Origin of the sequence: Streptomyces sp. D2-8, assembly GCF_023184515.1 — a bacterium.
Taxonomy (GTDB): domain Bacteria; phylum Actinomycetota; class Actinomycetes; order Streptomycetales; family Streptomycetaceae; genus Streptomyces.
Window position 1 is genome coordinate 215,864 of sequence record NZ_JAAHBP010000015.1, and the last position, 26,382, is coordinate 242,245.

At 72.7% G+C, this 26,382-nt stretch carries 21 protein-coding genes and 1 pseudogene; 4 read left to right on the top strand and 18 right to left on the bottom strand.

What is annotated here, in order from left to right:
* Positions 1-499: 499 nt before the first annotated feature.
* The 6 genes from G3I77_RS26140 to G3I77_RS26165 all read right to left on the bottom strand — a co-directional run bounded on the left by G3I77_RS26140 (position 500) and on the right by G3I77_RS26165 (position 8,559).
* Positions 500-1,081 (bottom strand): hypothetical protein, encoded by a 582-nt coding sequence (locus G3I77_RS26140; RefSeq protein WP_248507663.1) that lies wholly within the window; start codon positions 1,079-1,081, stop codon positions 500-502.
* On the bottom strand, positions 1,066-2,193 hold the full coding sequence (locus tag G3I77_RS26145) for a ParA family protein (protein WP_248507665.1): 1,128 nt from the start codon (positions 2,191-2,193) through the stop codon (positions 1,066-1,068). The genes G3I77_RS26140 and G3I77_RS26145 overlap by 16 nt, the downstream gene beginning before the upstream one ends.
* Before the next feature lie 413 nt (positions 2,194-2,606).
* The gene (gene ald, locus G3I77_RS26150; protein WP_248507667.1) at positions 2,607-3,731 is read right to left on the bottom strand and encodes an alanine dehydrogenase; all 1,125 of its coding nucleotides are present in this window, start codon (positions 3,729-3,731) and stop codon (positions 2,607-2,609) included.
* Positions 3,732-3,869: 138 nt separating this feature from the next.
* Positions 3,870-5,909, bottom strand: coding sequence for a tetratricopeptide repeat protein (locus G3I77_RS26155; RefSeq protein WP_248507669.1), 2,040 nt, complete (start codon positions 5,907-5,909; stop codon positions 3,870-3,872).
* A 270-nt stretch (positions 5,910-6,179) separates the two neighbouring features.
* A complete protein-coding gene (locus G3I77_RS26160) occupies positions 6,180-6,806 on the bottom strand; it encodes an NUDIX hydrolase (protein WP_248507671.1) in 627 nt (208 codons plus the stop codon).
* Between the two features lie 94 nt (positions 6,807-6,900).
* Positions 6,901-8,559, bottom strand: coding sequence for a CTP synthase (locus G3I77_RS26165; protein ID WP_248507700.1), 1,659 nt, complete (start codon positions 8,557-8,559; stop codon positions 6,901-6,903).
* Between the two features lie 526 nt (positions 8,560-9,085).
* Between G3I77_RS26165 and G3I77_RS26170 the strand changes: the two genes are divergently transcribed.
* Entirely contained in the window at positions 9,086-10,888 is a 1,803-nt protein-coding gene (locus G3I77_RS26170) for a glycoside hydrolase family 15 protein (protein ID WP_248507673.1), read from the top strand.
* Positions 10,889-10,912: 24 nt separating this feature from the next.
* On the opposite strand, the gene G3I77_RS26175 is transcribed toward G3I77_RS26170, so the two are convergent.
* Complete coding sequence (locus G3I77_RS26175) at positions 10,913-11,869, bottom strand: LLM class F420-dependent oxidoreductase (protein ID WP_248507675.1); 957 nt, start codon at positions 11,867-11,869, stop codon at positions 10,913-10,915.
* Positions 11,870-11,995: 126 nt separating this feature from the next.
* Between G3I77_RS26175 and G3I77_RS26180 the strand changes: the two genes are divergently transcribed.
* Positions 11,996-13,639 carry a PucR family transcriptional regulator gene (locus G3I77_RS26180; protein ID WP_248507676.1) on the top strand — a complete coding sequence of 548 codons (1,644 nt, stop codon included), beginning with the start codon at positions 11,996-11,998 and terminating at the stop codon, positions 13,637-13,639.
* A 7-nt stretch (positions 13,640-13,646) separates the two neighbouring features.
* Here G3I77_RS26180 and G3I77_RS26185 read toward each other — a convergent pair whose 3' ends face one another.
* From G3I77_RS26185 to G3I77_RS26205, 5 genes are all read right to left on the bottom strand, one after another.
* The gene (locus G3I77_RS26185; RefSeq protein ID WP_248507677.1) at positions 13,647-14,789 is read right to left on the bottom strand and encodes a glycosyltransferase family 4 protein; all 1,143 of its coding nucleotides are present in this window, start codon (positions 14,787-14,789) and stop codon (positions 13,647-13,649) included.
* A gap of 204 nt (positions 14,790-14,993) precedes the next feature.
* Entirely contained in the window at positions 14,994-16,712 is a 1,719-nt protein-coding gene (gene recN, locus G3I77_RS26190; RefSeq protein WP_248507701.1) for a DNA repair protein RecN, read from the bottom strand.
* Between the two features lie 171 nt (positions 16,713-16,883).
* The gene (locus G3I77_RS26195; RefSeq protein ID WP_030850991.1) at positions 16,884-17,789 is read right to left on the bottom strand and encodes an NAD kinase; all 906 of its coding nucleotides are present in this window, start codon (positions 17,787-17,789) and stop codon (positions 16,884-16,886) included.
* Positions 17,786-18,601, bottom strand: a complete 816-nt coding sequence (locus G3I77_RS26200) for a TlyA family RNA methyltransferase (RefSeq protein ID WP_248507678.1) — start codon at positions 18,599-18,601, stop codon at positions 17,786-17,788. The genes G3I77_RS26195 and G3I77_RS26200 overlap by 4 nt, the downstream gene beginning before the upstream one ends.
* Positions 18,602-18,656: 55 nt before the next feature.
* Positions 18,657-18,935 carry a hypothetical protein gene (locus G3I77_RS26205; protein WP_248507679.1) on the bottom strand — a complete coding sequence of 93 codons (279 nt, stop codon included), beginning with the start codon at positions 18,933-18,935 and terminating at the stop codon, positions 18,657-18,659.
* Positions 18,936-18,977: 42 nt separating this feature from the next.
* Here G3I77_RS26205 and G3I77_RS26210 point away from each other — a divergent pair, with 42 nt between their 5' ends.
* Positions 18,978-19,325 (top strand): sterol-binding protein, encoded by a 348-nt coding sequence (locus tag G3I77_RS26210; RefSeq protein WP_248507680.1) that lies wholly within the window; start codon positions 18,978-18,980, stop codon positions 19,323-19,325.
* Here G3I77_RS26210 and G3I77_RS26215 read toward each other — a convergent pair.
* The 4 genes from G3I77_RS26215 to G3I77_RS26230 form a co-directional block, all read right to left on the bottom strand.
* Positions 19,309-20,193 (bottom strand): ABC transporter ATP-binding protein, encoded by an 885-nt coding sequence (locus tag G3I77_RS26215; RefSeq protein ID WP_248507682.1) that lies wholly within the window; start codon positions 20,191-20,193, stop codon positions 19,309-19,311. The two genes, G3I77_RS26210 and G3I77_RS26215, sit on opposite strands and share 17 nt — an antisense overlap.
* Positions 20,190-21,230, bottom strand: a complete 1,041-nt coding sequence (locus G3I77_RS26220; protein ID WP_248507684.1) for an iron chelate uptake ABC transporter family permease subunit — start codon at positions 21,228-21,230, stop codon at positions 20,190-20,192. Before G3I77_RS26220 ends, G3I77_RS26215 begins: the two co-directional genes overlap by 4 nt.
* On the bottom strand, positions 21,227-22,270 hold the full coding sequence (locus G3I77_RS26225) for an iron ABC transporter permease (RefSeq protein WP_248507686.1): 1,044 nt from the start codon (positions 22,268-22,270) through the stop codon (positions 21,227-21,229). Before G3I77_RS26225 ends, G3I77_RS26220 begins: the two co-directional genes overlap by 4 nt.
* Before the next feature lie 94 nt (positions 22,271-22,364).
* Positions 22,365-23,396: an HAD hydrolase-like protein gene (locus G3I77_RS26230; protein WP_248507688.1), complete on the bottom strand. Its 1,032-nt coding sequence runs from the start codon at positions 23,394-23,396 to the stop codon at positions 22,365-22,367.
* A 72-nt stretch (positions 23,397-23,468) separates the two neighbouring features.
* On the opposite strand from G3I77_RS26230, the gene G3I77_RS26235 reads away from it, so the two are divergent.
* On the top strand, positions 23,469-24,761 hold the full coding sequence (locus G3I77_RS26235) for a DUF1015 domain-containing protein (protein WP_248507690.1): 1,293 nt from the start codon (positions 23,469-23,471) through the stop codon (positions 24,759-24,761).
* 104 nt (positions 24,762-24,865) lie between these two features.
* Here G3I77_RS26235 and G3I77_RS26240 read toward each other — a convergent pair whose 3' ends face one another.
* Together G3I77_RS26240 and G3I77_RS26245 are read right to left on the bottom strand one after the other, a co-directional pair.
* A complete protein-coding gene (locus tag G3I77_RS26240) occupies positions 24,866-25,672 on the bottom strand; it encodes a tetratricopeptide repeat protein (protein ID WP_248507702.1) in 807 nt (268 codons plus the stop codon).
* A pseudogene (locus G3I77_RS26245) lies at positions 25,609-26,382 on the bottom strand (hypothetical protein); the annotation flags it as partial. The pseudogene G3I77_RS26245 and the gene G3I77_RS26240, both read right to left, overlap by 64 nt.

Consider the following 26,382-nt stretch of genomic DNA (forward strand, 5'->3'; position numbering starts at 1 on the left):
GCGCCGTAGGTCCGGCCACGTCCACAGGCGGCGCCATGCGCCCGGCCGGCTCCGCAGGCGGTGCCGTGGGCTCGACCGTGTCCACCGGCCCGGGGGCGGCGGCTTGCAGGGATCCGGCCGGCGAAGCCGCAGGCCCGGCGCTGTGGGGCGGGAAGCCCGGCTCGGCCACCGGGGCGGAGGGCCCCGCATGCGCGGCAGCCGCGCTCGCAGGCGATGCTCCGTACTGGACCGTCTCCGCCCGCAGCTCAGCCGACGGAGCCGTCCCGACACTCGCCGCGGGAGGCATGGGCGACTCGGCCGCCTCGATCCCCGGCCGCTCAGCAGGCAGAGCCGCGGGGTCGGCCTCCTCCGGTGAAGGGAGCGGATCGACCTCAGGCGGCTCAGCCGGCGGAGCCGTCCGCGGAACCGCCGGCCCCCTCCCCAGCGCACGCCGGCGACCGGCCGGGCCGCCGGGGGGAGGTGGGGAAGCGTTCGAGGTCATGGCCCCCGCAGGCTACCGCTACCGCCCGCGCAGTCGTCGTACGAGGATGCTGGCGTCTCCGCGGGTCTCCAGGTCGGCGAGGACCACCGCGACCGCCTCGCGGACGATGCGCCCGCGGTCGACGGCCAGGCCGTGCTCGCCGCGGAGCACGAGACGGGCGTGCTCGAGGTCCATGAGCTCCTCGGCCGACACGTACACCGTGATCTTCTCGTCGTGCCGCTCACGGCCGCTGGGGCGGCGCGAGGGGTTCCGCCCGCGCTTGCGGGGCGCGGCCCCGGCGGCACCGGCGGCAGAACCTTCCTGCGCCGTCTGCCGACGGGCGGAGCCGGAGCGCTCGGCGGCCGCGGAACGGCTGTGGGCCTCCCCGGCCTCGCCCGGCTCCGCATCCGCCGCGACATGCTCCGCGCCCTCGCCGTCACCGCCCTGCGCGGGCACCGACTGCGGGGCGTCCTCCGCGGCCGCCGCGTCACCCTCCCCCGCCGGAGCGGGCACCCGGGCGTCGCCGTTGGCCTGACGCCTGGGCTGGGACGACTGAAGCGCCATCCCCCCTGTCGTACGGAAGAGTTCGTCGGCCCCCGGCAGACTCACTCGGCGTGACACCGGGCGAGCACCTCCCTGGCGAGCTGGCGATAGGCGGCGGCACCGACGGAGTTGGAGGCGTACGTGGTGATCGGCTCACCGGCGACCGTGGTCTCCGGGAAGCGGACCGTGCGCCCGATGACCGTGTGGTAGACGTGATCGTCGAACGCCTCGACCACACGCGCGAGCACCTCACGGCTGTGCACCGTGCGCGAGTCGTACATCGTGGCGAGGATGCCGTCGAGCTCCAGCTCCGGGTTGAGCCGTTCCTGGACCTTCTCGATGGTCTCCGTCAACAGGGCCACACCACGCAGCGCGAAGAACTCGCACTCCAGAGGCACTATCACCTTGTGCGCGGCCGTCAGGGCGTTCACCGTGAGCAGGCCGAGCGAGGGCTGGCAGTCGATGACGATGAAGTCGTAGTCGGGCAGCAGCGGCTTCAGGGCGCGCTGCAGCGTCGACTCACGGGCGACCTCGGAGACGAGCTGGACCTCGGCCGCCGACAGGTCGATGTTGCTGGGCAGCAGGTCCATGTTGGGGACCGCCGTCTTCAGCAGCACCTCGTCGGCCGCCATCCCCCGCTCCATGAGCAGGTTGTAGACGGTGAGGTCGAGTTCCATCGGGTTGACGCCGAGTCCGACCGACAGCGCGCCCTGCGGGTCGAAGTCCACGAGCAGGACCCGGCGTCCGTACTCCGCGAGCGCGGCACCCAGGTTGATGGTCGACGTGGTCTTGCCGACGCCGCCCTTCTGGTTGCACATCGCGATGATCTTCGCGGGTCCGTGGTCGGTCAGCGGGCCCGGGATCGGGAAGTACGGCAGCGGACGCCCGGTCGGGCCGACACGCTCACGGCGCTGTCTGGCCGCGTCGGGCGCGAGAGTGGCCGCGTACTCGGGGTCGGGCTCGTACTCGGCGTCGGGGTCGTAGAAGTGCCCCTCGGGCAGTTCGTCGTAGTCGGCGAAGTGGTTGTGGGGCGCGCCACTTCCGTCGCCGGCCATGGCGTTCACGTGATGGCCATCCATCTTCTGGTGTGCTGTGTGAGTCGCCTGCTGACTCTGGTGGGCTGCGAAGGTGCGCACAGCGACGGAGCCGACAGCCTCGAACCCCGCGGGCCCCTGGCCCGGTGCAGGCATTCCTGGTTGACCACCCCCGGGAGTAAATGTCGACTCATTCACAAGTCGTCTTACCTCCTTGGTGACCAGGAAACTTCTAGACAGGTCAGCGTGGCACCATGCCGACGGTTGGCGACTCTATGGCGTGTCGGGCGTCCGCAGCAACACAATCCGCCGGACCCGGCCCGATGTGTCGGCAATGAAACATCCCGCTGTCAAGGGCGTACGGCCGTCGCACGGCAGGTTTCACCGGTGTGCGAATCGGTTGAAGGGTTACGTTCGAGGCGAGTTGCTCGAGAATCGCGAAGTGACCATACACACATCCGGCCGGACCTTGTCGGGCAAGGTCCGGCCGGGTGCGGGGCGTTGACGACGTGTGTTGACGTATCGCCTTTGCCTGTTGGTCACTTAGCCGACTTTCCGGCGGTGCGGGCTCAGCCGAGCAGCGAGGACAGCTCCACGTGCTCCACGCCGTGCGCCTCGGCGACCTCGCGGTACACGACCTTGCCGTCATGGGTGTTGAGACCCTTGGCCAGCGCCGGGTCACGGCGCAGCGCGTCCGCCCAGCCGTGGTTGGCCAGCTCGACGATGTACGGCAGCGTCGCGTTGGTGAGCGCGTAGGTGGAGGTGTTCGGCACCGCGCCGGGCATGTTGGCGACGCAGTAGAAGACCGAGTTGTGGACCTGGAAGGCCGGCTCGGCGTGGGTGGTCGGGCGGGAGTCCTCGAAGCAGCCGCCCTGGTCGATCGCGATGTCGACAAGGACACTTCCGGGCTTCATCCGCGAGACGAGCTCGTTGGTGACCAGCTTCGGGGCCTTGGCGCCGGGGATCAGCACCGCGCCGATGACGAGGTCGGCCTCCAGGCAGGCCTTCTCCAGCTCGAAGGCGTTCGAGACGACGGTCTGGATCTTCGTGCCGAAGATCTTGTCCGCCTCGCGGAGCTTGTTGATGTCCTTGTCGAGCAGGGTCACGTGGAAGCCCATGCCGATGGCGATCTGCGCGGCGTTCCAGCCGGAGACGCCGCCGCCGATCACGACGGCACGGCCGGCCAGCACGCCGGGGACGCCGCCGGGCAGCACACCGCGGCCGCCGTTGGCGCGCATCAGGTGGTAGGCGCCGACCTGCGGGGCGAGCCTGCCCGCGACCTCGGACATCGGGGCGAGCAGCGGCAGCGCGCGGCTGGGCAGCTCGACCGTCTCGTAGGCGATCGCGGTGGTGCCGGACTCCAGGAGGGCGTCCGTGCACTCCTTGGAGGCGGCCAGGTGCAGGTAGGTGAAGAGCGTCTGGTCCTTGCGGAGGCGGTGGTACTCCTCGGCGATGGGCTCCTTGACCTTCAGCAGCAGGTCGGCGGCGGCCCACACCTCGTCGGCGGTGTCCAGGATCTGCGCGCCGGCGGCCACGTACTCGGTGTCCAGGATCGAGGAGCCGGCGCCGGCGCCGCGCTCGATGACGACCTGGTGGCCATGACGCACCAGCTCGTGCACGCCTGCGGGGGTGATGGCCACCCGGAACTCGTTGTTCTTGACCTCGCGGGGGATGCCGACCTTCACGTCGATCACGGTCCTTGGCTCAGAGGGTATGGGGGGTCTTACTAAGACATACCCGGGCACACACGGGCACACCGGGAGAGACCGCAGGAGAACGTGCGGCAGAGCCAGTCTAATGAAGGCGTTCTCGCTGTCTAGCCTTTCATTGCATCAATCTTCGACTGATGCGGTACGGATTTCGCAGGCGTCAGGGTCGTTTTGAAGGTTTGAGTCTCCGAGAATCCGCTCGGCGGCACCCCGGTGCAGCCCCGCCGAGGCGGGATCACCCAGGTGTTCGAGGGTGTCGGCGACCCGCAGGTGCAGGGCGGCCTGGAGCCGCGGGTCCTCGGCACGCCGCGCCCACTCCACGGCCTCCCGGCAGGTGCGCAGCGACTCCTCGGGCCGCCCCGCGTACTCCTGGACCCGCGCCAGCTCGCTCAGGGCCCGCGCCTGGGCGGCCAGGTCGCCGTTCTTGCGGTGGCCCGCGATCGCCGCGCGCCAGTTCCGCAGGGCCTCGCCGTAGCGGCCCGCGAAGGTGTGGGCGGCGGCGATCCGCCCGTAGAGCCGGGCGGCCTCCGCGCGCTCGTCCCGGGCGAGCCGTTCGACCAGGGCGCGGCCGAACCAGTCGGCGGCCCGGTCGAAGTCGCCGAGCTCCAGGTGCGCGCCGCCTACGGATTCCATCGCGCGGCCGGTCGCGTACGGGTCGTTCACCTCGCGCCCGGCGTCCAGCGCGGCCCGGTAGCGCGCCAGGGCGTCGGCCGTGCGGCCGGTGCGGGCGTCGAGGTCGCCGAGGTTGAGCAGGGCCGCGGCGCGCTCGCGGGGCAGGCTCCGGCGCTCGGCGACGTCGAGGACCAGGCTGTGGATGTCGTAGAGGTCGGGGGCGGCGGCCTGGGTGCCGATGTGCGCCGCCATCGCTCTGACCAGCTGGGACATCAGCCGCCTGGCCAGGGTGTCCAGCTCCCCGTCGGCGACCGCGAGCCGGGCCGAGGCCAGCAGGGCGGGCCGGGTCAGGCGCAGCCAGTCGGCGGCGTCCCGCGGGGTGGGAAAGCGCAGGGCGCGCGGCATGTCGAGGAGCTTCTGGCGGGCCTGGGGGCTGTCGGTCTCGGTGATCGCCCGGCAGGCCTGGAGCAGCCGTACGGTCCGTTCCAGCATGCGGGCGCGGGCCAGCTGGAGCTCGGCCGGGCGTTCGTGGTGCTCGGCGAGGATCCGCAGCTGGGGGTGCAGACAGCCGGGCACCTCGTACTGCGGCAGCGGGGAGTCCACCGGGTGCAGGAAGCCCAGGGCGACGAATTCGTCGAGGGTGGTGCGGGCGCTGCCCACCGAGCAGCCGACGAGCGCGGAGGCGGTCTGCGGGTCGATCAGTCCGGCCGGGGCGAGGGCGAGCAGGCGCAGCATCCGGGCGGCGGTGGCGGGCAGGGCGGCGTAGGCGAGCCGGAAGACCCGGGTCAGGGCGGTGCCCTCGGTGTCCTCGGCGCGCAGCTGCTTGGCCAGGTCGGAGACGGCGGCCTTGGGCCGGGCCGCGAGCCAGCCGCCCGCCAGCATCAGCGCGGCGGGCTGCCCCTGGCACTCCTCGGCGAGGCCCTCGGCGGCCCGGGGGTCGACGGTGATGCGGACCGAGCCGGTGTGCCGGGTCAGCAGCTCCACCCCGGACTTGGCGTCCAGGCCGCCCAGGGTGCAGGGGCGGACATCCGAGATGCCGGTCAGCGGGCCTTCGGAGACCGCGACGACGAGGCAGTCCGGGGTGTCGGGCAGCAGGGCGTCGACCTGCTCGGCGTCGGCCGCGTCGTCCAGCAGGAGCAGGGCCCGGCGGTCGGCCAGGGCGGTGCGCAGGGCGTCGGTGAGGTCGTCCTCGCAGGCCCCGGCCGGTGCCTGCTCGTCCAGGGCGGTGAGGAGGTCCCGGGCGGCGCGTCCGACGGGGACGGGGGTGCCGTCGGGGTCGGTCAGGCTCGCGCGCAGGACCCCGTCGGGGTAACCGTCTGCGACGAGCCGTACGAGTTCCTCGGCGAGCGCGGTACGGCCCGAGCCGGGGCGGCCGGCGATGAGCAGCACCCGCGCGCGGGGTGCCTTGCGGCCGGCCAGCGTGTCCAGTCCGGCGCGCTCGATGTCGGCGCGCAGTTCCTTCAACTCCCGTGTGCGGCCCAGGAACTCGCTCGCCCCGGCAGCGCGCCCGGCCGGCCGCACGTCGCCTGTCTCCACGACCTGATCCGTCACGGGCCACACTCCCGTCCCACCGCACACGCAAGCCCGCCGGGACTCCGGTTCGGGCGTGCTCCAGAGCCTAGTTCACGCTCTGCAACGTCCCGGGTGGAGCACGGCGGGCGGGACGACCACTTCCCCCGATCGGATCAGCAGATGGTAGGACCGACAGCGTCAGGGGCGCGCCTCGAAGGGGCGCGGGGAACTGCGCGACCAGCCACGACGGTGCCGCACCCGGCCGACGACCTCCGCGGCACCCACCGTCGCGGCACCCCTCGCGGAGCGCTACGCCTCGAACGGACGCGCCGGCCAGGGCGCCTGTGCCGGACGCAGGGCGTCCAGGCCGTCGCCACCGCGCGCGGCGACCAGGGACAGCACGCCCACGACGAGGCAGTTGTTGTGGAGCTCGCCGGCCAGGACACCCCGGACGAGGTCCGCCACCGGCACCCGGTCGAGTTCCATGTCGGCCTCTTCCTCCGCGACCGCGAAGCGCTCGCCCTCGGCCGCGGACAGTTCGCGCGCGAGGAAGATCCGGACCGCCTCGTCGCAGCCGCCGGGCGTGGTGTAGACGTCGGTCAGCACCCGCCAGTCCTCGGCCTTGACGTGCGCCTCCTCGTACAGCTCGCGCTGCGCGGCGTGCAGCGGGTTCTCGCCGGGGACGTCGAGCAGTCCGGCGGGGATCTCCCACAGCTTGTGGCGCACGGGGTGGCGGTACTGGCGCAGCACCAGCACCCGGTCGGCCTCGTCGAGGGCGAGGACGGCCACGGAGCCGGGGTGGACCTGGTAGTCGCGGCCGACCACGGTGCCGTCGGGCATGACCACGTCGTCGGTGCGGACGGAGGTCTTGTTGCCCACGAAGGGGGTCTGAGTCGCCCGGATCTCCCACTCCTCCGGGGTGTCCTTGATCGTCATGCCTGTCCTTCCACGTGCCACACGACCTGCCGAAACGAAACCGGGGTGCACACCCTTTGAAGGGATGCACCCCGGCCACCGTACAACTGGTGTGTTACTTCGAAGTCTTCCGCTCGACCGAGGCCTTGACCAGCCCGGCGAACAGCGGGTGCGGACGCGTCGGGCGCGAGCGCAGCTCCGGGTGGGCCTGCGTGGCGACCAGGTACGGGTGGACGTCGCGCGGGTACTCGACGTACTCCACGAGCTTGCCGTCCGGCGAGGTGCCGGAGAACAGGATGCCCGCCTGCTTCTCGAGCTCGGCGCGGTAGGCGTTGTTCACCTCGTAGCGGTGCCGGTGGCGCTCCTCGACGTACTCCTTGCCGTCGTACACCTCGCGCACGATCGAGCCCTCGGCCAGCTTGGCCGGGTACATGCCGAGCCGCATGGTGCCGCCCATGTCACCCTCACCGGCGACGATGTCCATCTGCTCGGCCATGGTGGAGATGACCGGGTGCCCGGTGGCGGGGTCGAACTCGGTGGAGTTTGCGTCGGAGATGTCGGCCAGGTTGCGCGCGGCCTCGATCACGATGCACTGCAGGCCGAGGCAGAGGCCGAGCAGCGGCACCTTGTTCTCGCGGGCGTAGCGGATGGCGCCGACCTTGCCGTTCACGCCGCGCTCGCCGAAGCCGCCGGGGATGCAGATGCCGTCGACGTCGCCGAGCTGCTGGGCCGCGCCCGCCGGGGTCTTGCAGTCGTCGGAGGTGACCCACTTGATCTTCACGCGGGCCCGGTTGGCGAAGCCGCCGGCGCGCAGCGCCTCCGTGACCGACAGGTAGGCGTCGGGCAGGTCGATGTACTTGCCGACCAGCGCGAGGGTGATCTCGTGGTCGGGGTTGTGGACGCGGTCGAGCAGATCGTCCCAGGTCGTCCAGTCCACATCGCGGAACGGCAGGTCCAGCTTGCGGACGACGTAGGCGTCCAGGCCCTCGCCGTGCACGGTCTTCGGGATGTCGTAGATCGAGCGGGCGTCGGGGCAGGCCACCACGGCGGCCTCGTCGACGTCGCACATCAGCGAGATCTTCCGCTTGATCGCGGTGGGCACCTCGCGGTCGCAGCGCAGCACGATCGCGTCAGGCTGGATACCGATGTTGCGCAGGGCCGCAACCGAGTGCTGGGTGGGCTTCGTCTTCAGCTCACCCGAGGGGCCGATGTACGGCAGGAGCGAGATATGGACGACGAAGACGTTGTCACGGCCGACTTCGTGACGGACCTGGCGGACGGTCTCCAGGAACGGCAGCGACTCGATGTCGCCGACCGTGCCGCCGACCTCGGTGATCACGACGTCGACCTCGTCCGTCGCCATGCGGCGGATACGGTGCTTGATCTCGTTGGTGATGTGGGGGATGACCTGCACGGTGTCGCCCAGGTACTCGCCGCGCCGCTCCTTGGCGATCACGGTCGAGTACACCTGGCCGGTGGTGACGTTCGCGGAGCCGTCGAGGTCCCGGTCGAGGAAGCGCTCGTAGTGGCCGATGTCCAGGTCGGTCTCGGCGCCGTCGTTGGTGACGAACACCTCACCGTGCTGGAAGGGGTTCATCGTGCCCGGGTCCACGTTCAGGTACGGGTCGAGCTTCTGCATCACGACGCGCAGACCGCGGGCCTTGAGCAGCATGCCGAGGCTGGAGGCCGTCAGGCCCTTGCCGAGCGAGGAGGCGACACCCCCGGTGACGAAGATGTGCTTGGTCGTCGAATTACGAAAAGCGGCGGGCGGCATGGCCAAGACGGGGCTCCCGTGGTCGCGGTCTGGGGGTGCGGTGCGGCTGCCTGCCGGAAATTTCCGGGGCGCCGTCGCTGCGGTTCGGGGGTTCCCTGTCGGGAAGGGGCCCACCGGTCCACGGGCTACCAGCGTATCAGCGCCGCGGGGCGATGGCTTCCGGCCACGCTCCGCACACATCCCGACACGGAGGCGATCACCGTCACCGGTCCCTCACCCGTTGCTCACTCGTTCGGCGTACCCGCCTTGCCTCGACGGGCCCCCGGATCATCTGCGTGCGTCGTATCCTGCTCGGACACTCGCTGCCGAGCCCGTCCGGCCCAACGGCACCACCCCCCGCCCGTAAGCACCGGAACAACGTGAGCTCGTCAGTTCGTTGAGCAACAATTGGCGCTTTGCATCACGGTTGAGTGACCTGTTTTGCTTCATCACTCAACGACGCATTGCTAGACCTGCTGAAACCCCCCTTGACCGCACTAGCGACAGCCCCTCGTGGGGTGACGTGGCCGTTCGACTGGAGTTGCACGTGGCCGGGCGCATCGAAGATTACGCACTCATCGGAGACATGCAGACCGCCGCACTGGTCTGCCGGGACGGCACAGTCGACTGGCTGTGCCTGCCCCGCTTCGACTCGCACGCCATCTTCGCCGGCCTGCTGGGCACCGAGGAACACGGCTTCTGGCGGCTCGGCCCCGCGTACGCCTCCGACCAGCAGCCCCCCACCGCGGCGCGGCGCAGCTACCGGGGCGACTCGCTGATCCTGGAGTCCGAGTGGGACACCCAGCGGGGCACGGTCCGGGTGACCGACTTCATGCCACCGCGTGACGGCGCCCCGCAGCTGATCCGGATCGTGGAGGGCGTTTCGGGCCGGGTGCCGATGCGCTCGGCGCTGCGGATGCGGTTCTCCTACGGGCGGGTGGTGCCGTGGGTGCACAAGCACGAGGGGCGGACGGTGGCCGTCGCGGGCCCCGACTCCGTGTGGTTCGACACATCCGCGGAGACCTACGGCAAGTCGCTGACGACGTACGCGGACTTCACGGTCGCCCCGGGTGACCGGATCGCGTTCACGATCTCCTGGGAGCCCTCGCACAAGGAGCCGCCGCCGCTGCCCGAGCCGGAGCAGTCGCTGGAGGCGACGGAGGACTTCTGGCGCGAGTGGGTCGACCACTGTACGTACCACGGTCCCTACCGGGAGGCCGTCGTCCGCTCGCTGATCACGCTGAAGGCCCTGACGTACGGCCCGACCGGCGGCATCGTCGCCGCGCCGACCACCTCCCTGCCGGAGGACATCGGCGGCGTCCGCAACTGGGACTACCGCTACACCTGGCTGCGCGACGCGGCGATCACGCTGTCCTCGCTGCTGCGCACCGGCTACCGCGAGGAGGCCCGCGCCTGGCGCGAGTGGCTGCTGCGCGCGGTGGCCGGCGACCCGGAGAACCTGCAGATCATGTACGGCATCGCCGGCGAGCGCGAGCTGGGCGAGGCGGAGCTGGACTGGCTGCCGGGCTACGAGAACTCCGGCCCGGTCCGGGTCGGCAACGGCGCGGCCCACCAGCTCCAGCTGGACGTGTACGGCGAGGTCACCGAGGCCCTGCACCTGGCCCACATGACGGGCCTGGCGCGCAACGACTACGCCTCGCTGCTCCAGCTGAAGCTGATCCGCTACCTGGAGGACCACTGGCAGGAGCCGGACGAGGGCATCTGGGAGGTGCGCGGCCCGCGCCGGCACTTCGTGCACTCCAAGGTGATGGCCTGGGTCGCAGTGGACCGCACGATCAAGCTGATCGAGTCCGGCGACGCGGACGGCCCGCTGGAGCGCTGGCGGGAGCTGCGCGACGACATCCACCGGGACGTGTGTGAGAAGGGTTACGACAAGGAGCGCAACACCTTCACGCAGTCGTACGGCTCGAAGGAGCTGGACGCCTCCCTGCTGCTGATCCCGCAGATGGGCTTCCTGCCGCCGGACGACAAGCGGGTCATCGGCACGATCGAAGCGATCCAGCGTGAGCTGTCCACGTCGGACGGCTTCATCCTGCGCTACCCGACCACCAGCGGCGACGAGAACGTCGACGGTCTACCCGGCGACGAGGGTGCGTTCCTGGCCTGCTCGTTCTGGATGGCCGACGACCTGGCGATGATCGGCCGCGTGGACGAGGCCCGCAAGCTGTTCGAGAAGCTGTTGTCCCTGCGCAACGACCTGGGCCTGCTGGCCGAGGAGTGGGACCCGCGCCTGCAACGCCAGGTGGGCAACTTCCCGCAGGCGTTCAGCCATGTGCCGCTCATCGACACGGCTCTGCGTCTGACGGCTTCGGGCGCGTACGGCGGCTGAGCGGGGCGGCCCGCGGGGGGGGTGTCACATCGGCCTGAGGGCCGTGAGCGTGCGCTCCCCCGCGGGGTCTGCGGCCGTGGCCGGGACCAGGGCGATCTCGTCGAGTCCGGCCTCGACGTAGGCGGCGATGCGGGCGCGGACGGCGTCGGTGTCGCCGACGAGGGCGACCGTGCCGGCGGCCTCGGGCGGCAGGGCCCGCAGCAGGGTGTCCGGGTCGGCGCCCTTGGCGGCCAGCTCGACCACCTCGGCGAACCCCGCGTCGACGAACATGTCGCTGTAGCCCGGCACGGCGAGGTAGCCGACGACGCTGCGCAGCACCTGGGTGAGCGACTCCGGCTCCGGGTCCACGGCGGCGGGCAGCCAGGCCGCCAGCCGCGGCGGTGTACGGCCCGCCTTCTCGGCGGCCGCGAGCATCCGGGCCCGCACCATCCGGACCTGCTCGGGCGAGACGAGGTCGAGCAGCATCCGGTCGGCGTGTGCCACGGCTGCGGCGACCGCCCGTTCCCCGAACGCGGCGACGGTGACCATGCCCCCGGGCGGCGGCAGCCGGCGGCGGAAACCGCTGCCGGGCACGATCGGCTCGCCGGGCGCACTGTGCATCAGCGCCCGCACGGCCGCCGCCGACTCCGCGAGGGCGGCGGCGGGCCGAGTGCGCGGCCGGCCGTGCACGCCCTCGACGACGCGCCTGCTGGAGGTGCCCAGGGCCACGCCGACGGGCCGGCCGGTGACGGCCGCGGTGGAGGCGGCGCCCCGGACGACGGTGAGCGGGTCGCGCACCGACACCGGCACGGGTCCGGCGGTCAGCGCGACCTGCTCGGTGGCCGCGCCGATCGCGGCCGCCAGGACGAACGAGTCCCACGTCGGCCCCTCGCCCGCCCACACCTCCCGGTACCCGAGCCGGTCGGCGAGCGCCGCGACCCGCAACGGCTCCTCGACCGGACTGTCGTCCTCCCGCCCCACCGCGACCACGCTTATGTCCATGACGGCGTCCGTACCCGGCCGATCACGCCGTAATCCGGGGGGATCCACGGCGAGACCCGAGCGGTGATCGTCCCGGTGCCCGTCCGGAGATGTCCGTAGGGCACCCGCGCGGGTAGCGTCCGGCACATGGACAGCGCGACGGACAGCGGTTACGACACCCAGGGCGCCGGGATCACCGTGCAGCGGGCGCTGGAGCTGCCGGGGCTGCGCAGCGGGCTGCCCGAGGTGCTGGCGGGCGCCGAGCGGCTCGGGCGGACCGTGCGCTGGGTGCACGCCGGCGAGGTGCCGCACATCGCCTCCCTGCTCAAGGGCGGCGAACTGCTGCTGACCACGGGCTACGGCCTCGGCACCCGCCCCGCCGAGCAGCGGGCGTTCGTGCGCACCCTGGCCGAGCGCGGTATCGCCGCCCTGGTCGTGGAGCTGGGCCCGCGCTTCACCCGGCTGCCCGCGGCCCTCGTCGACACGGCACGCGCGGCCGGGCTGCCCCTCGTCCAACTCCACCGGGAGGTGCCGTTCGTCACGGTCACGGAGGAGGTCCACACCGAGATCGTCAACGGCCACTACGCCCTGCTCCAGCGGGCCGAGGAGGTGCACCGGCGGTGCACGCAGGCCGTGCTGGGCGGCGGCGGTGTGCCCCAAGTGCTCGGCATCCTGGCCGACTTCGCCGGGAACCCCGTGTTCCTGGAGACGGCGGACGGGCAGTTGCTGTACGCGGCCGGGGCCGGTCCCGAGGGCGCGGACCCGCTCCAGGTGTGGGAGGGGCTGCGCGGCCAGCACAAGGACGAGCCGCCCCTCGCGGGGTCGGTCCTGGTGGACGTGCCGGGCGGCGGGCCCGGCAGCGGGGGCGTCAGGGCGCGCCTCGTCCTGCTGCCGGTGCGGACTCCCCTGGCGCCGGTGCACCGGATGGCGGCCGAGCGGGCCGCGGGCATCCTGGCCGTGGTGCTGATGCAGGCCCGTCAGGAGGAGGAGTTGGCGGCGCGCGGGCGCGGCGACTTCCTCACCGACCTCGCCGAGGGCCGGGTCACGGCCGAGGACGCCCCGGCGCAGGCACGCGTGCTGGGCTTCCGGCCGGGCGAGGGTCCGCTGCTGCCGGTGGTGATGCGGCTCGGGGACGTCCTCTCCCCGGGCGGAGGCTGGGCCGTGCTGGCCCGGGCGATCTCGGAGGAGCTGGCGTCGGTGGGTGTGCCGGTGCTGCTCGGGGTGCGGCCGGTGGAGGGGCGGGTGCTGGTGCTGCTCGGGCTGCGTGCGGAGCCGGAGCGGGCGGCGGTCGCGGACCGGGTCGCGGCGGCGCTGCGGGCCGGTGTGAACCGGGCCGGGATGCCGCGACCGGGCGGGCAGCCGCCCGTGGTGGTCGTGGGGATGGCCGGCGGCTGGACGGCGGCGGCCTCGGGGCTGCGGCACGCGGCCGAGACGGCCTCGGCGGCCCAGGGCCTGCCGGACCGGCCCTGGTACGACGCCCGCCGCCTCGACATCGACCTGCTGCTGTGGCGGCTGCGCGACCATCCGGACCTGTCGGCCTTCGTCGACCGCGCCCTCGGCCCGCTCCTGGAGCACGACCGCCGCTCCCGGCCGCCGCTGCTGCCCACGTTGGCGACCTATCTGGCCCACGCGGGGCGCAAGGCGGAGACGGCCCGGGAGCTCCACCTCAACCGGCAGACCCTGTACAACCGCCTGGGCCGCATCGGGGAGTTGCTGGGCACGGACCTCGACGACCCGCAGACGGTCCTGGCCCTGAGCCTGGCCCTGCGGGCCCGCAGACACGTGCCGTAGGGGGCCTCTAGGTGAGGGGGCGGGGCTGGGTCAACTCGTCGTACACGCTCAGCACTTGGGCGACGGTCTCGTCCTCGGTCGGCCAGGTGGCCGCCTGCCGGGCGCCCTTGGCCGTCAGCACCTCCCGGCGGCCCTGGTCGCCGAGCAGCCGTACGACGGAGTCCGCGAGGGCCTTCGCGTCGCCGTACGGGATGAGTTCGGCCGCGTCACCGACGAGTTCGGGGATACCTCCGACCTCCGTCGCGACGAGCGGCACGCGCGCGTGGAGGGCCTCCTGGGCGAGGACGGAGCGCGCCTCCCAGCGGCTCGGCAGCAGGGCGAGGTCGGCGGCGGCGAGGAGGTCGGTGATGTCGTCGCGCCGCCCGAGGAGCCGGACCGGCAGCCCTTCCTCCTCGATACGACCCTGGAGTTCACCGCGCAGCGGCCCCTCCCCGGCGATCACGACCAAGGGCACGGGATCGAGCCGGCGCCAGGCGCGCGCGGCGTCCAGCAGCACGTCGTATCCGCGGTGGCGTTCCAGGGAGCCGACGGCCATCAGCAACGGCCTGCCGATGGCGCCGAGTTCGGCGCGCACCTTGGGCCGCAGCCGGTCGGGATCGTCGGGCTCGAGGGGCCTGCGGGGGCCGGGCAGCGCGACGGCCGCGAGCCGTGCGTCCCGCGCGCCGGTGAGCCGTGCCCGGTCCACGAGCGCCGAGGTCGTCCCCAGCACCACGGTGGCCGCCTTCACGACCCTTCGCTCCAGCACCCGCAGCATGTGGGCCCGCGCACCGTCGGCGTGCGCCCGGTCGTGCCACGTCACGACCAGCGGAGTACGCACGCGCCGCCCGCTGAGGGCGAGCACGGTACGAAAGGAGGCGTGCAGCCCGTGCGCGTGCACCAGATCGGCATGGGCGCAGGCCGCCCGCAGGGCCGCCACCGACACCGGGTCGCTGCTGCGCGGCACGTGCACATGGTCGGCCCCGACACCGCTGAAGTCGTAGGCGCGATCGGCCTCATAGGGGGCGCACACCGTGACTTTCACACCCCGCGCGACGAGCCCCGCGGCCAGCGAACGCACATGCGCACTGCTGGCGGCATTGCCTCCGCCCAGCACCTGCACGGTGCGCAGCGGCAACTGGCCATGCGGTGAGTGGCTGCTCACGGGGGTCACGTGGCCGGGCTCCTGGTTCGGGTCGGGCGGTCACGACGCGTACTCCGCCAAGGATGCCAGGACAGACGGGGGTTCCGGGAACGCCCGAACCCCTGCGGCGCGACAGCGGGGCGCGCCATCGGGGGAATGCGCCGGGCCAGGTCACCCACACGAGTGAAATCGGGCGCCCCGCCCGGCCTTGCCGCACCGCTGCCCGGTGCGCCTCTAGCCGTCCGCCCGGGCCGCCGCGAGCAGCTCCTCCGCGTGTGCCCGGGCCGTCTCGGAGTCCTCCTGCCCGGCGAGCATGCGGGACAGCTCCCGGACCCGGTCCTCCCCTTCGAGGACCTTGACGCCGGAGCGGGTCACGGACCCGTCGTTGGTCTTCTCGACCAGCAGCTGCCGGTCGGCGAAGGCGGCCACCTGGGGCAGATGCGTCACGACCACGACCTGCGCGGTCTTCGCCAGTCGCGCGAGCCGCCGGCCGATCTCGACCGCCGCCTTGCCGCCGACCCCGGCGTCCACCTCGTCGAAGAGGTACGTCGGCACGGGGTCCGTCCCCGCGAACACGACCTCCACGGCCAGCATCACCCGCGACAGTTCGCCGCCGGACGCGCCCTTGGCGATCGGCCGGGGCGGCGCGCCCGGGTGCGGGGCGAGCAGCAGCTCGACCTCGTCGGCGCCCGCGGGACCGTAGGCCACCGGACGCCCGCCGACCTCGACGCCCTCCGGGTCCTCGGTCTGCCGGATATCGAAGGACACGCGCGCGTGCGGCATGGCGAGCGAGGCCAGCTCGGCAGTGACAGCCGCGGCGAACCGCTGGGCGGCCTCCGTCCGGGCGTCCGTCAACGCCTGTGCCAGCCCGCCCAGTTCGGACCGCAGCGCGTCCCGCTCGGCCGTCAGCTCCCCGATCCGCTCGTCGTCGCCGTCGAGATCGGTCAGCCGGGCGGCGCTCTGCTCGGCCCAGGCCAGCACGGTGGCGATGTCCTCGCCGTACTTGCGCGTCAGCCCGGTGAGCGCGGCCCGCCGCTCCTCGACGGCCGCCAGCCGCAGCGGATCGGCGTCCAGGTCGTCGGCGTACCCGGCCAGGTCGCCCGCCGCGTCGCGCAGCAGGATCCCGATCTCCCCGATGCGGTCGGCGAGCGCGGCCAGCGCCGGGTCGTGCGACCGTACGGCGTCCAGGGCCCGCTGTGCGCCCGCGACGAGCGTCCCGGCGTCGACGCCCTCCGGGTCCTCCGGGTTGCCCGCGACAGCGGCGTGCGCGGCCGCCGCGGCCGATGCCAGCGCCTCGGCGTGCCCGAGCCGCTCGGCCTCCTCGGCCAGCTCCACGTCCTCACCGGCGCGGGGTTCGACGGCGGCGATCTCGTCGAGCCCGAAGCGCAGCAGGTCGGCCTCCTGGGCCCGGTCACGCGCCCGGGTGGTGATCTCTTCGAGCTCGGCGGAGACGGCCCGCAGCCGCTTGTACGCCTCGCCGTACTTGGCCAGCGGCCCGGCGACCGCGTCGCCCGCATACCGGTCGAGCGCCTGCCGCTGCCGGGACAGCTTGAGCAGCCCCTGCTGGTCGGTCTGCCCGTGCACGGCCACCAGCTCGTCGGCGAGCTCGGCCAGCACGCCCACGGGCACGCTGCGCCCGCCCAGGTGCGCCCGCGAGCGCCCCTCGGCGGAAACGGTACGGCTGATCAGCAGGGCACCGTCGTCGAGCTCGGCCCCGGCCTCCTCGGCGCGTACCGCGGCCGTGGCGTCCCGGGGAACGGTGATCCGCCCCTCCACGACGGCCTTGCCGGCCCCGATCCGCACGAGCGCGGGGTCGGCCCGCCCGCCCAGCAGCAACCCCAGGCTTGTGACCACCATGGTCTTGCCCGCACCCGTCTCACCGGTGACCGCGGTGAACCCGGGCGACAGCTCGACGACGGCATCGTCGATCACGCCCAGCGACCGTATCCGCATCTCCTCCAACACGGACACGACCTTACGAGGTCCGGGCCACGGATTGCGACTGGCCCACTCTTGTCACCCGCGAGTGTGGCGGCGCCCATTCCTTGGGGGCGCGGGGAACTGCGCGAACAGCCACAATCCACCCGCACCCGCCGACGAAGCGGAACCACCCCCTGCAAACCGCTAGTGAGGCGCTCCCCGCCACCCGGAAACAGGCAGCGCGAACTTGGCCACCAGCCGGTCCGTGAACGACGCGTGATGCAGCCGGGCCAGCCGAACCGGCACGGCCCCCCGCCGCACCTCCACCCTCGCCCCCGGCGGCAACTCCACGGTCCGCCGCCCGTCACACCACAGCACACCTGGGGGAATGTGGGGCAGAACCTCCACAGCCAACACGGAATCCGGCGATGTCACCAACGGCTTCGCGAACAGCGCGTGCGCGGAGATCGGCACCATCAGCAGCGCCTCGACCTCCGGCCACACCACCGGCCCGCCCGCCGAGAACGCGTACGCCGTCGACCCCGTGGGGGTCGCACACACGATCCCGTCACAGCCGAACCCGGTCACCGGCCGGCCGTCGATCTCCAGGACGATCTCCAGCATCCGCTCGGCGGACACCTTCTGCACGGCCGCCTCGTTCAGCGCCCAGTCCGTGTGCACGATGTCCCCGTTGCGGTGCACGACGACGTCGACGGTCATCCGCTCCTCGACCTCGTACGCCTTGGTCACCACCCGGTCGACGACCTTGTCGAGGTCGTCCCGCTCGGCCTCCGCGAGGAACCCGACGCGTCCGAGGTTGACGCCGAGCATCGGCACACCCGACGCCCGCGCGAACTCGGCACCGCGCAGCAACGTGCCGTCGCCGCCCAGCACGATGAGCAGCTCACAGCCGTCGAGGCACTGCGGCGTGGCTTCCCTGACCAGCTCCACCTCCGCCGGCAGCGGCAGGTCGCGGGCCTCGGCCTCCAGGACGCGCACGCCCAGCCCGGAGCGCAGCAGCCCCTTCACCACGAGCTCGGCACTGCGCACGGCAGCGGGCCGCCCCGTGTGGGCGAGCAGGAAAACAGTACGAGCTCGGTTCTCGGTCAACGCGGCCCCTCCGCCACTGCACGGTCTGCGTCGGCCGGGTCCAGTTCCGGTGCCCCGGACCGCAGCCACAGAAAGTATTCGACATTCCCCGACGGCCCGGGCAGCGGACTGGCCGTCACGCCCTTCACCCCGAGCCCCAGCCCCCAGGCCTTCTCGGCCACCCCCCGTACCGCTTCGGCCCGCAGCTGGGTGCTGCGTACCACTCCCCCGCTCCCCAGCCGCTCCTTCCCCACCTCGAACTGCGGCTTGACCATCATCACCAGGTCGGCGTCCGGCTTCACGCACCGCACGAGGGCGGGCAGGACCAGCCCGAGCGGGATGAAGGACAGATCCCCCACGACAAGATCCACTGGCTCCCCATCGATCGCTTCAAGCGTCAACTCGCGTACGTTCGTACGGTCCTTGACGGTGACGCGTTCATCCTTCTGGAGGGACCACGCGAGTTGTCCGTATCCGACGTCCACGGCGACCACATGGGCGGCGCCCGCCCGCAGCAGGACGTCGGTGAAACCGCCGGTCGACGCGCCCGCGTCGAGCGCCCTGCGCCCCTCGACGGCGAGCCCCCGCGGACCGAACACCGCGAGCGCGCCGGCCAGCTTGTGGCCGCCGCGCGAGACGTAGTCGGGGTCGCCGTCGTCCCGGGCCACCACGATCGCCGCCGCGGTCTCCACCTGCGTGGCCGGTTTGGTCGCGACGGTCTTGCCGACGGAGACCCGCCCGGCGGCGATCAGCTGCGCGGCGTGCTCGCGCGAGCGCGCGAGCTTCCGGCGGACCAGCTCCGCGTCCAGACGGCGGCGTGCGACTCCTGCCACGTTCGGTTCAGCTCCTAGGTCCAGGCGGCGATCAGAGGGGGCGACCCGAAGGGTCTCATTGAGGGGTGGTGGTCGGGTGACGGGCGGGAGCCGGAGGTCCCGGGCGGGCGTCGAGCGCGGTGAGCGCGTCGCGCAGCCCCCGGTGTACATCCTCGTACACCTCGACATGCCCGTCCGTGGCGAGGTGGTCCGCGTCGCCGAGCCGGCCCAGGGCCGCGTCCACACAGGCGTCGCCGGTGGGCGTGCGGGGCACGTTCAGGGGGGCGGGAGCGGCGGGGTCGTACGCCGGCTCTTCCTCCGCCGCGGGCGGGATCTCGGGAACTGCGTCGTCCATGCCCCGACGCTACCGCGAACCGCTGCGGTACCGTCGGTCGCGATGGCCACGATCGAGGAGTGCCGCAGCGCACTCGACAAGCTCTCGGACAGCATGCAGCGCGCCGAAGGGGACGTCCGCGAGGCCGCGGCCCTGGACCGCTCGGTGAGCTGCCACATCACGGACCTGGACGTCACCTTCGTCGGCCGGATGCGCGGCGGGCGGATCGAGGTGCACGACACCGTGCAGGGACCGCCGCACGGCAAGGCGGAGATCAGACTCGCCATGACCGGCGACGACCTGGTCGCACTGGTCGGCGGCGAGCTGCACTTCGCCAAGGCCTGGGGCTCCGGCCGGGTGAAGCTGAACGCGGGTGTGCGGGACCTGCTCCAGCTCAGGAAGCTTCTGTAGCGGCGACCTTCCCGCCCGCGTTCCCGACACGGGCCTTGCGCGCCGCCGGCACGACCAGCGGTGTGCCCGTCTCCGGGTCGTCGATGACCTGGCAGCGCAGCCCGAAGACCTCCTCGACGAGTCCGGCCGTGACGATGTCCTTCGGCGCGCCCTGGGCGATGACCCGGCCCTCGCGCAGGGCGATGAGGTGGGTGGCGTAGCGGGCGGCGTGGTTCAGGTCGTGCAGCACGGCGACGAGCGTGCGTCCCTGCTCCTCGTGCAGCTCCGCACACAGGTCGAGGACGTCGATCTGGTGCTGGATGTCCAGGAATGTCGTCGGCTCGTCGAGGAGGAGCAGCGGCGTCTGCTGGGCGAGGGCCATGGCGATCCACACGCGCTGGCGCTGGCCGCCCGAGAGCTCGTCGACGTAGCGGTCGCCGAGTTCGGCGACGCCCGTCTGCCGCATGGACTCCTGGACGATCCGCTCGTCCTCGGCCGACCACTGGCGCAGGATGCCCTGGTGCGGGTAGCGGCCGCGGCCGACCAGGTCGGCGACCGTGATGCCGTCGGGCGCGATGGACGACTGGGGCAGCAGGCCGAGGGTCCGCGCGACCTTCTTCGCGGGCATCGACTGGATGACCTGCCCGTCGAGCAGCACCCGGCCCTCGCTCGGCTTGAGCATCCTCGACAGCGCCCGCAGCAGTGTGGACTTGCCGCACGCGTTGGGGCCCACGATCACGGTGAAGGAGTTGTCGGGTATCTCCACCGACAACTGCTCCGCGATGACCCGCTGGTCGTAGGCGAGGGTGACGTTCTCGGCGGACAGGCGGTTCACGGTGCTCCCTTGGTTGTTCAGTCCGCTGGTGCTCTTCTCCACCCCGGGGCTCATATCCGGCCCGCCCTGCGCTCGCTGACCAGCAGCCACAGCAGGTAGACCCCGCCGAGCACACCGGTGACCACGCCCACGGGCAGCTGCTCGGCGCCGAACGCCCGCTGCGAGACCCAGTCGGCGACGACCAGGAGGGCGGCGCCCATGCACAGCGAGGGCAGCAGGTTGGGCCCGGGCGAGCGGGTCAGGCGCCGGGCCAGCTGCGGCGCGGTGAGCGCGACGAAGCTGACGGGACCGGCCGCGGCGGTGGCGGACGCGGTGAGCAGCACGGCCGCCACCATGAGCAGCAGCCGTACCCGCTCGACCCGCACCCCGAGGGCGTACGACACGTCGTCGCCCATCTCCATCATCCGCAGCCCGCGCGCGTTGACGAGGACGAGCGGCACCAGTACGGCGGTCAGCGCGAGCAGCGGCCATACCTGGTCCCAGTCCCGGCCGTCGAGGGACCCGGTCATCCACACGACCGCGCGGGCCGCGTCCACGATGTCGGACTTGGTGAGCAGGTAGCCGTTGACCGCCGTGACGATCGCGGAGACGCCGATACCGACCAGGACCAGCCGGTAGCCGTGCACACCCCGCTTCCAGGCGAGCACGTAGATGGCGAGGCCGGTCACCAGCCCGCCCACCAGCGCCCCGGCGGCGACCTGGTTGGCGCTGCCGGAGGTCAGCACGATCACCACGAGCGCGCCCGCTGTCGCCCCCTGCCCGAGGCCCAGCACGTCCGGACTGCCCAGCGGGTTGCGGGAGATGGCCTGGAACAGCGCACCGCCGAGTCCGAGCGAGGCGCCGACCAGCAGCCCGACCAGGACCCGCGGCAGCCGCAACTCGTTGACGATGAACTCCTGGCCCGGGTTGCCCTCGCCGGCCAGCGTCCGCAGCACGTCGGCGGCCGGGATCGGGAAGTCGCCGGTGCCGATGAGCACGACACTCGCCGCGAGCGCCGCGACGAGCAGCAGGAGCACGACGGTGACGGCCCGCACGTCCAGGCGTATCGAGAGCCCGCCCGGGGTCCGCACGGCACGGTTGGTGGTCTTCACAGCTGCGCCGTCCTCCGCCGTCGTACGAGAAAGATGAACACCGGGCCGCCGAGGATCGCGGTGACGATGCCCACCTGGAGCTCCGAGGGCCGGGCCACGATCCGGCCGATGACATCGGCGCCGAGCAGCAGCACGGGCGACAGGATCGCCGCGTACGGCAGGATCCAGCGCAGGTCGGGCCCGGTGAAGGAGCGCACGACGTGGGGCACCATCAGCCCGACGAACACGATGGGCCCGCAGGCGGCGGTCGCGGCCCCGCACAGCACGGTCGCGGCCAGCATGGACAGCGCCCGGGTGCGGTTGAGGTCGGCGCCGAGGGCCTTGGCGGTGTCGTCGCCCATGGCCATCGCGTTGAGCGGCCGGGCCAGGGCGAGCGCGAGGACCGTGCCGGTCAGCAGGAACGGCAGGACCTGCGTGATGGTCGAGTCGGTCGCCGAGGCCAGCGAACCGACCGTCCAGAAGCGCATCTTGCCGAGCGCCGCCTCGTCCATGATCATCACGGCCTGGAGGTAGCCGTACAGCGCGGCGCTGATCGCCGTACCGGCCAGCGCGAGCCGGACCGGGGTCGCGCCCCGGCTGCCGCCGAGAAACCAGACCAGCGCCCCGACCGCGGCCGCGCCGAAGAACGCGAACCAGACGTAGCCGCTGAGCGAGGTGACCCCGAAGTACGTGATGGCCGTGACGACCGCGGCGGACGCACCCGCGTTGATGCCGAGCAGCCCCGGGTCCGCCAGCGGGTTGCGCGTGAGGGCCTGCAGCACCGCCCCGGCCAGGCCGAGAGCGGCACCGGCGAGCAGCCCGAGCAGGGTCCGCGACAGCCGCTCCGCGACGACGACGTCCCCGTAGGTCCCCGAGTCCTCGAACAAGCCGTGCCAGACCTGCCCGAGGGACAGCTCCTTCGCTCCGATCGCGATACTCGCCAGCGCGACGAGCACCAGGATCGCCACGGACAGAAGCAGCCCGAAGGCTCGTACCGCCCGTCGGTCCGGGGGCGCGGGGGCGGTCTCCGCGCGCTGTTCGGGGGGACTCTCGACCAACACGCAGTTAGGTTAGCCTACCCTCGCATTCGAGCAAGATTCGGATTCCCGGCGCCGCCTCGAGGTGCGCGGCTGCGCGACGGGCACTGACAGGAGCTCAGATACCCAGCCGTGCCAGCCCCTTCCCTCCGTCCAGCTCGCACACACCCTCACCGGCGGTGGTCCACGCCACGGCGCACAGCGCGCGCAGCCCGTCCAGCGCCTCGCCCTCGCCCTCCAGCTCCAGCCGGTCGGCACCGGCCGTCGCCGTCCAGCCACCGCACCGGAACCCGCCCTCGCCCACTGCGACGACGTCCGGCTGACCGCCGAGCATTCCGCGCAGATCGGCGTCCACATATGTCGGCCGGTGCTGCGGCGGCGCGGCCAGCAACTGCGCACCGTCGGTGACACCGGTGAGGACGAGCAGCGAGTCGACCTCCCCGTTGAACGCGCCCTCGATGTCCGTGTCCAGCCGGTCCCCGACCACCAGCGGCCGCTTCGCCCCGGTCCGCAGGATCGTCTCCCGGTGCATCGGCGGCAGCGGCTTGCCGGCGACCTGCGGCTCGGCTCCCGTGGCGATCCGCACGACCTCCACCGCGGCGCCGTTGCCCGGCGCGATCCCGCGCCCGCTCGGAATCGTCAGGTCGGTGTTGGACGCGAACCACGGCACGCCCCGCGCCACCGCGTAGGCAGCCTCGGCGAACCGGCCCCATGGCAGATCGGGCCCGCCGAACCCCTGCACCACCGCCGCCGGATCGTCGTCCGCCGACTCCACGGGCACCAGCCGGCGTTCGCGCAGCGCGACCCGCAGCCCCTCACCGCCGATCACCAGCACCCGGGCGCCCTGCGGCACCTGCTCGCTGATCAGCCGCGCGACCGCCTGCGCCGAGGTGATCACATCGTCCGCGCCCGTCGGTATCCCCAGCTCCGTCAGATGCCCGGCCACGGTGTCCGGGGTCCGCAGCGCGTTGTTCGTCACGTACGCCAGGTGCATACCGCCCTCCCGGGCCCGGGCCAGCGACTCGACCGCGTGCGCGATCGCGCTCCCGCCCGCGTACACGACACCGTCCAGATCGAGCAGAGCCGTGTCGTACGCCTCGCTCAGGGCCTGCCCACTGGCCTCGGGCCTCGTCCTGACGCTCCGGCTCATCCCGCATCGCTCCTCGTTCGACGGCTTTCCCCCGATCATCCCCCATGCCACCGACAGCCGTACGATGCCGGGATGAACACAGCAGGTCACTCGGAGGCAACGACGCACCGAGGCCTGGAACTCACCCCGTTCCGAGGCCTTCGTTACGACCCCGACCGGGTCGGCAGCCTTGCCGCCGTCACATCTCCGCCGTACGACGTCGTGGTGCGCCCCGACGGCCTGCACCACCTCGAATCCTCCGACCCGTACAACATCGTCCGTCTGATCCTGCCCCAGGCAGCCACGCCCAGCGCCCGCAACGAACGGGCCGCCGACACCCTGCGCCGCTGGCTGTCCGAGGGCATCCTCACCACCGACCCGGAGCCCGGCCTCTACGTCTACGAGCAGCAGGACGGCAACGGCATGCTGCAACGCGGCATCATCGGCGCCCTACGCGTCGCGGACCCCGACGAGCAGGTGGTGCTGCCGCACGAGGACGTCATGCCGCACATCGTCGCCGACCGCGCGGCCCTGATGCGGGCCACCTCGGCCAACCTCGAACCCCTCCTGCTCACCTACCGGGGCAACGGCTCGACGACGGCCACGGCGGACCTGATCGAGCGCACAGCCGACCGGCCACCGCTCCTCGCCACCACCACGGAGGACGGCTTCCGCCACCGCCTGTGGTCGGTCACCGCCCCCGACGACCTGGCCACGATCCAGACCGACCTCGGCCGGCACCAGGCCCTCATCGCCGACGGCCACCACCGCTGGGCGACCTACCGCCGCCTCCGCTCGGAGCACCCTTCCCCCAGCCCGTGGGACGACGGCCTGGTCCTCCTCGTCGACACGGCCCGCTACCCCCTCCGGGTCCGCGCCATCCACCGCCTCCTGCACGACCTGCCGGCCGGCGATGCCGTGGCCGCCCTGGACGGCCACTTCCGCGTGCGCCGCCTCGACGTCCCACTGGCCGAGGCTCTGGGCACACTGGCGGACGCGGCCTGCGCCGGCAACGCGTTCCTCCTGGCCGGCGACGGCGCCTTCCACCTCGTGGACCACCCGGACCCGGATCTGCTGGCCCGGACGATCCCCGCCGACCGCCCCGCGGCCTGGCGCACCCTGGACGCGACGGTCCTGCACGCCACGCTCCTCGAGCACGTCTGGCGCATCCCCGAGGACTCCCCCGCCCACATCGCCTACATCCACGACACGGCCGCGACGGTCGAGAAGGCGGAACGCGACGGTGGTACGGCCGTACTGATGCATCCGGTCCGCGAGGAGGTCGTCCGCGACCTGGCCCGCCAGGGCGTGACGATGCCCCGCAAGTCGACGTCGTTCGGCCCGAAACCGGCGACGGGTCTGGTGCTGCGGGCGCTGGACCTCTGACAGCACCGGCGGTGCCGGCCGTGCGGACACGAAGAAGCGGACACGAAGAAGGGGCGGGACCCCGAGGCCTCACAGCCGGGATCCCGCCCCTTCTCCTACGGACGTCAGTCCTTGTCGTTCTCGGCCTTGTCGTTCTCGGCCTCGTTCTCGAGCTCGTCCGCGACCTCTTCCGCGACCTCTTCCGCCTTCGGCGAGGACGGAGCCTGGGCCTCGCCGTCCTCATCATCGACCTCGACCATGGCATCCATGAACTCCACGCCGTCCAGCTCGGCGAGCCGGTCCGACGCGTCGGTGCTGCCGTCGCGGTCGGCCTCGACGGCCTTCGCGAACCACTCCCGCGCCTCGCTCTCCCGCCCGGCGGCGAGCAGGGCGTCGGCGTAGGCGTACCGCAGGCGCGCGGTCCACGGCTGCACGGAGTTGGCGGCCAGCTCAGGGCTCTGCAGCGTCACGATGGCCGCGTCCAACTGCCCCAAGTCCCGCCGGGCGCCGGCCGCGACGAGCCGCATCTCGACCTGCCCGGCCTTGTCGAGCTTGTGCACCTCGGGCGCCCCGGCCATGTCCAGCGCCTTCTCCGGCCGCCCGAGCCCGCGCTCGCAGTCGGCCATGACAGGCCACAGGTCGATGTTGCCGGTCATCCGCTTGGCGGCCCGGAACTCGGCCAGCGCCTCGCCGTACTTCTGGCTGGCGTACGCGGCGAACCCGGCGGCCTCCCGTACGGCGGCGACACGCGACGCCAGCCGCAGCGCCACCCTGGAGTAGCCGTACGCGCCCTCGGGGTCCTCGTCGAGGAGCCGCGCGACCATCACCAGGTTCCTGGCGACGTCGTCCGCGAGCGTCTTGGGCAGGCTCAGCAGCTCCTGCCGTACGTCCTTGTCGATCTCGTCGCCCGTGACGTCCTCGGGGATCGGCAGCCGCTTGATCGGCTCCCTGTCCCGCTCCCGCTCCTCACGGAACCGGCCGGGGCCACGCCGGTCGTCACGGCCACGGAAGCCGCCCCGGTCGCTGTCACGCCGATCACCGTCGCGCCGGTAGCCACGGTCGCCCCGGTCGTCCCTGCGGGGACCGCGCCCGCCACGGTCATCACGGCCACGGAAGCCGCCGCGGTCGCCGCGCTCACCGCGGTCGCCTCGGTTGTCGTCACGACGGAACTCGCCACGGTCGCTACGGGGGCCGTCCTCGCGGCGGAACCCGGGGCGCCCACCGCGACCGGCGTCGTCGCGACGGAAACCGCCACGCTCCCCGCGGTCGTCCCCACGGCGGTCGTCACGCCTGTCATCACGGCGGTCGTCACGGCCCCGGAACCCACCGCGGTCGTCACGCCGGAAGCCGCGGTCACCGTCCCTGGGCCGGTCTCGATCGTCGCTGCGGAAGCCACGGTCGCGGTTGTCGTCGCGACGGAAACCGCCACGGTCGTCGCGGCGAGGGAACCCACCCCGGTCGCCCTCGCGCCTTTCGCCACGACGGTCATCACGTCGGTCATCGCGCCGGTCGTCACGCCTGTCGTCCCGACGGTCGTCGCGACGGAAGGCGGGACGGTCACTTCGGTCGTCGCGACGGAAGGCGGGACGGTCACCGCGGTCGTCGCGACGGAAGGCGGGACGGTCACCGCGGTCGTCGCGAC

Coding starts and splice junctions, on each gene's coding strand:
- G3I77_RS26145 (WP_248507665.1), bottom strand. CDS start 2,193: ATGCCTGCACCGGGCCAGGGGCCCGCGGGGTTCGAGGCTGTCGGCTCC.
- G3I77_RS26160 (WP_248507671.1), bottom strand. CDS start 6,806: ATGACGATCAAGGACACCCCGGAGGAGTGGGAGATCCGGGCGACTCAG.
- G3I77_RS26165 (WP_248507700.1), bottom strand. CDS start 8,559: ATGCCGCCCGCCGCTTTTCGTAATTCGACGACCAAGCACATCTTCGTC.
- G3I77_RS26175 (WP_248507675.1), bottom strand. CDS start 11,869: ATGGACATAAGCGTGGTCGCGGTGGGGCGGGAGGACGACAGTCCGGTC.
- G3I77_RS26180 (WP_248507676.1), top strand. CDS start 11,996: ATGGACAGCGCGACGGACAGCGGTTACGACACCCAGGGCGCCGGGATC.
- recN (WP_248507701.1), bottom strand. CDS start 16,712: ATGCGGATACGGTCGCTGGGCGTGATCGACGATGCCGTCGTCGAGCTG.
- G3I77_RS26205 (WP_248507679.1), bottom strand. CDS start 18,935: ATGGACGACGCAGTTCCCGAGATCCCGCCCGCGGCGGAGGAAGAGCCG.
- G3I77_RS26210 (WP_248507680.1), top strand. CDS start 18,978: ATGGCCACGATCGAGGAGTGCCGCAGCGCACTCGACAAGCTCTCGGAC.
- G3I77_RS26215 (WP_248507682.1), bottom strand. CDS start 20,193: ATGAGCCCCGGGGTGGAGAAGAGCACCAGCGGACTGAACAACCAAGGG.
- G3I77_RS26230 (WP_248507688.1), bottom strand. CDS start 23,396: ATGAGCCGGAGCGTCAGGACGAGGCCCGAGGCCAGTGGGCAGGCCCTG.
- G3I77_RS26235 (WP_248507690.1), top strand. CDS start 23,469: ATGAACACAGCAGGTCACTCGGAGGCAACGACGCACCGAGGCCTGGAA.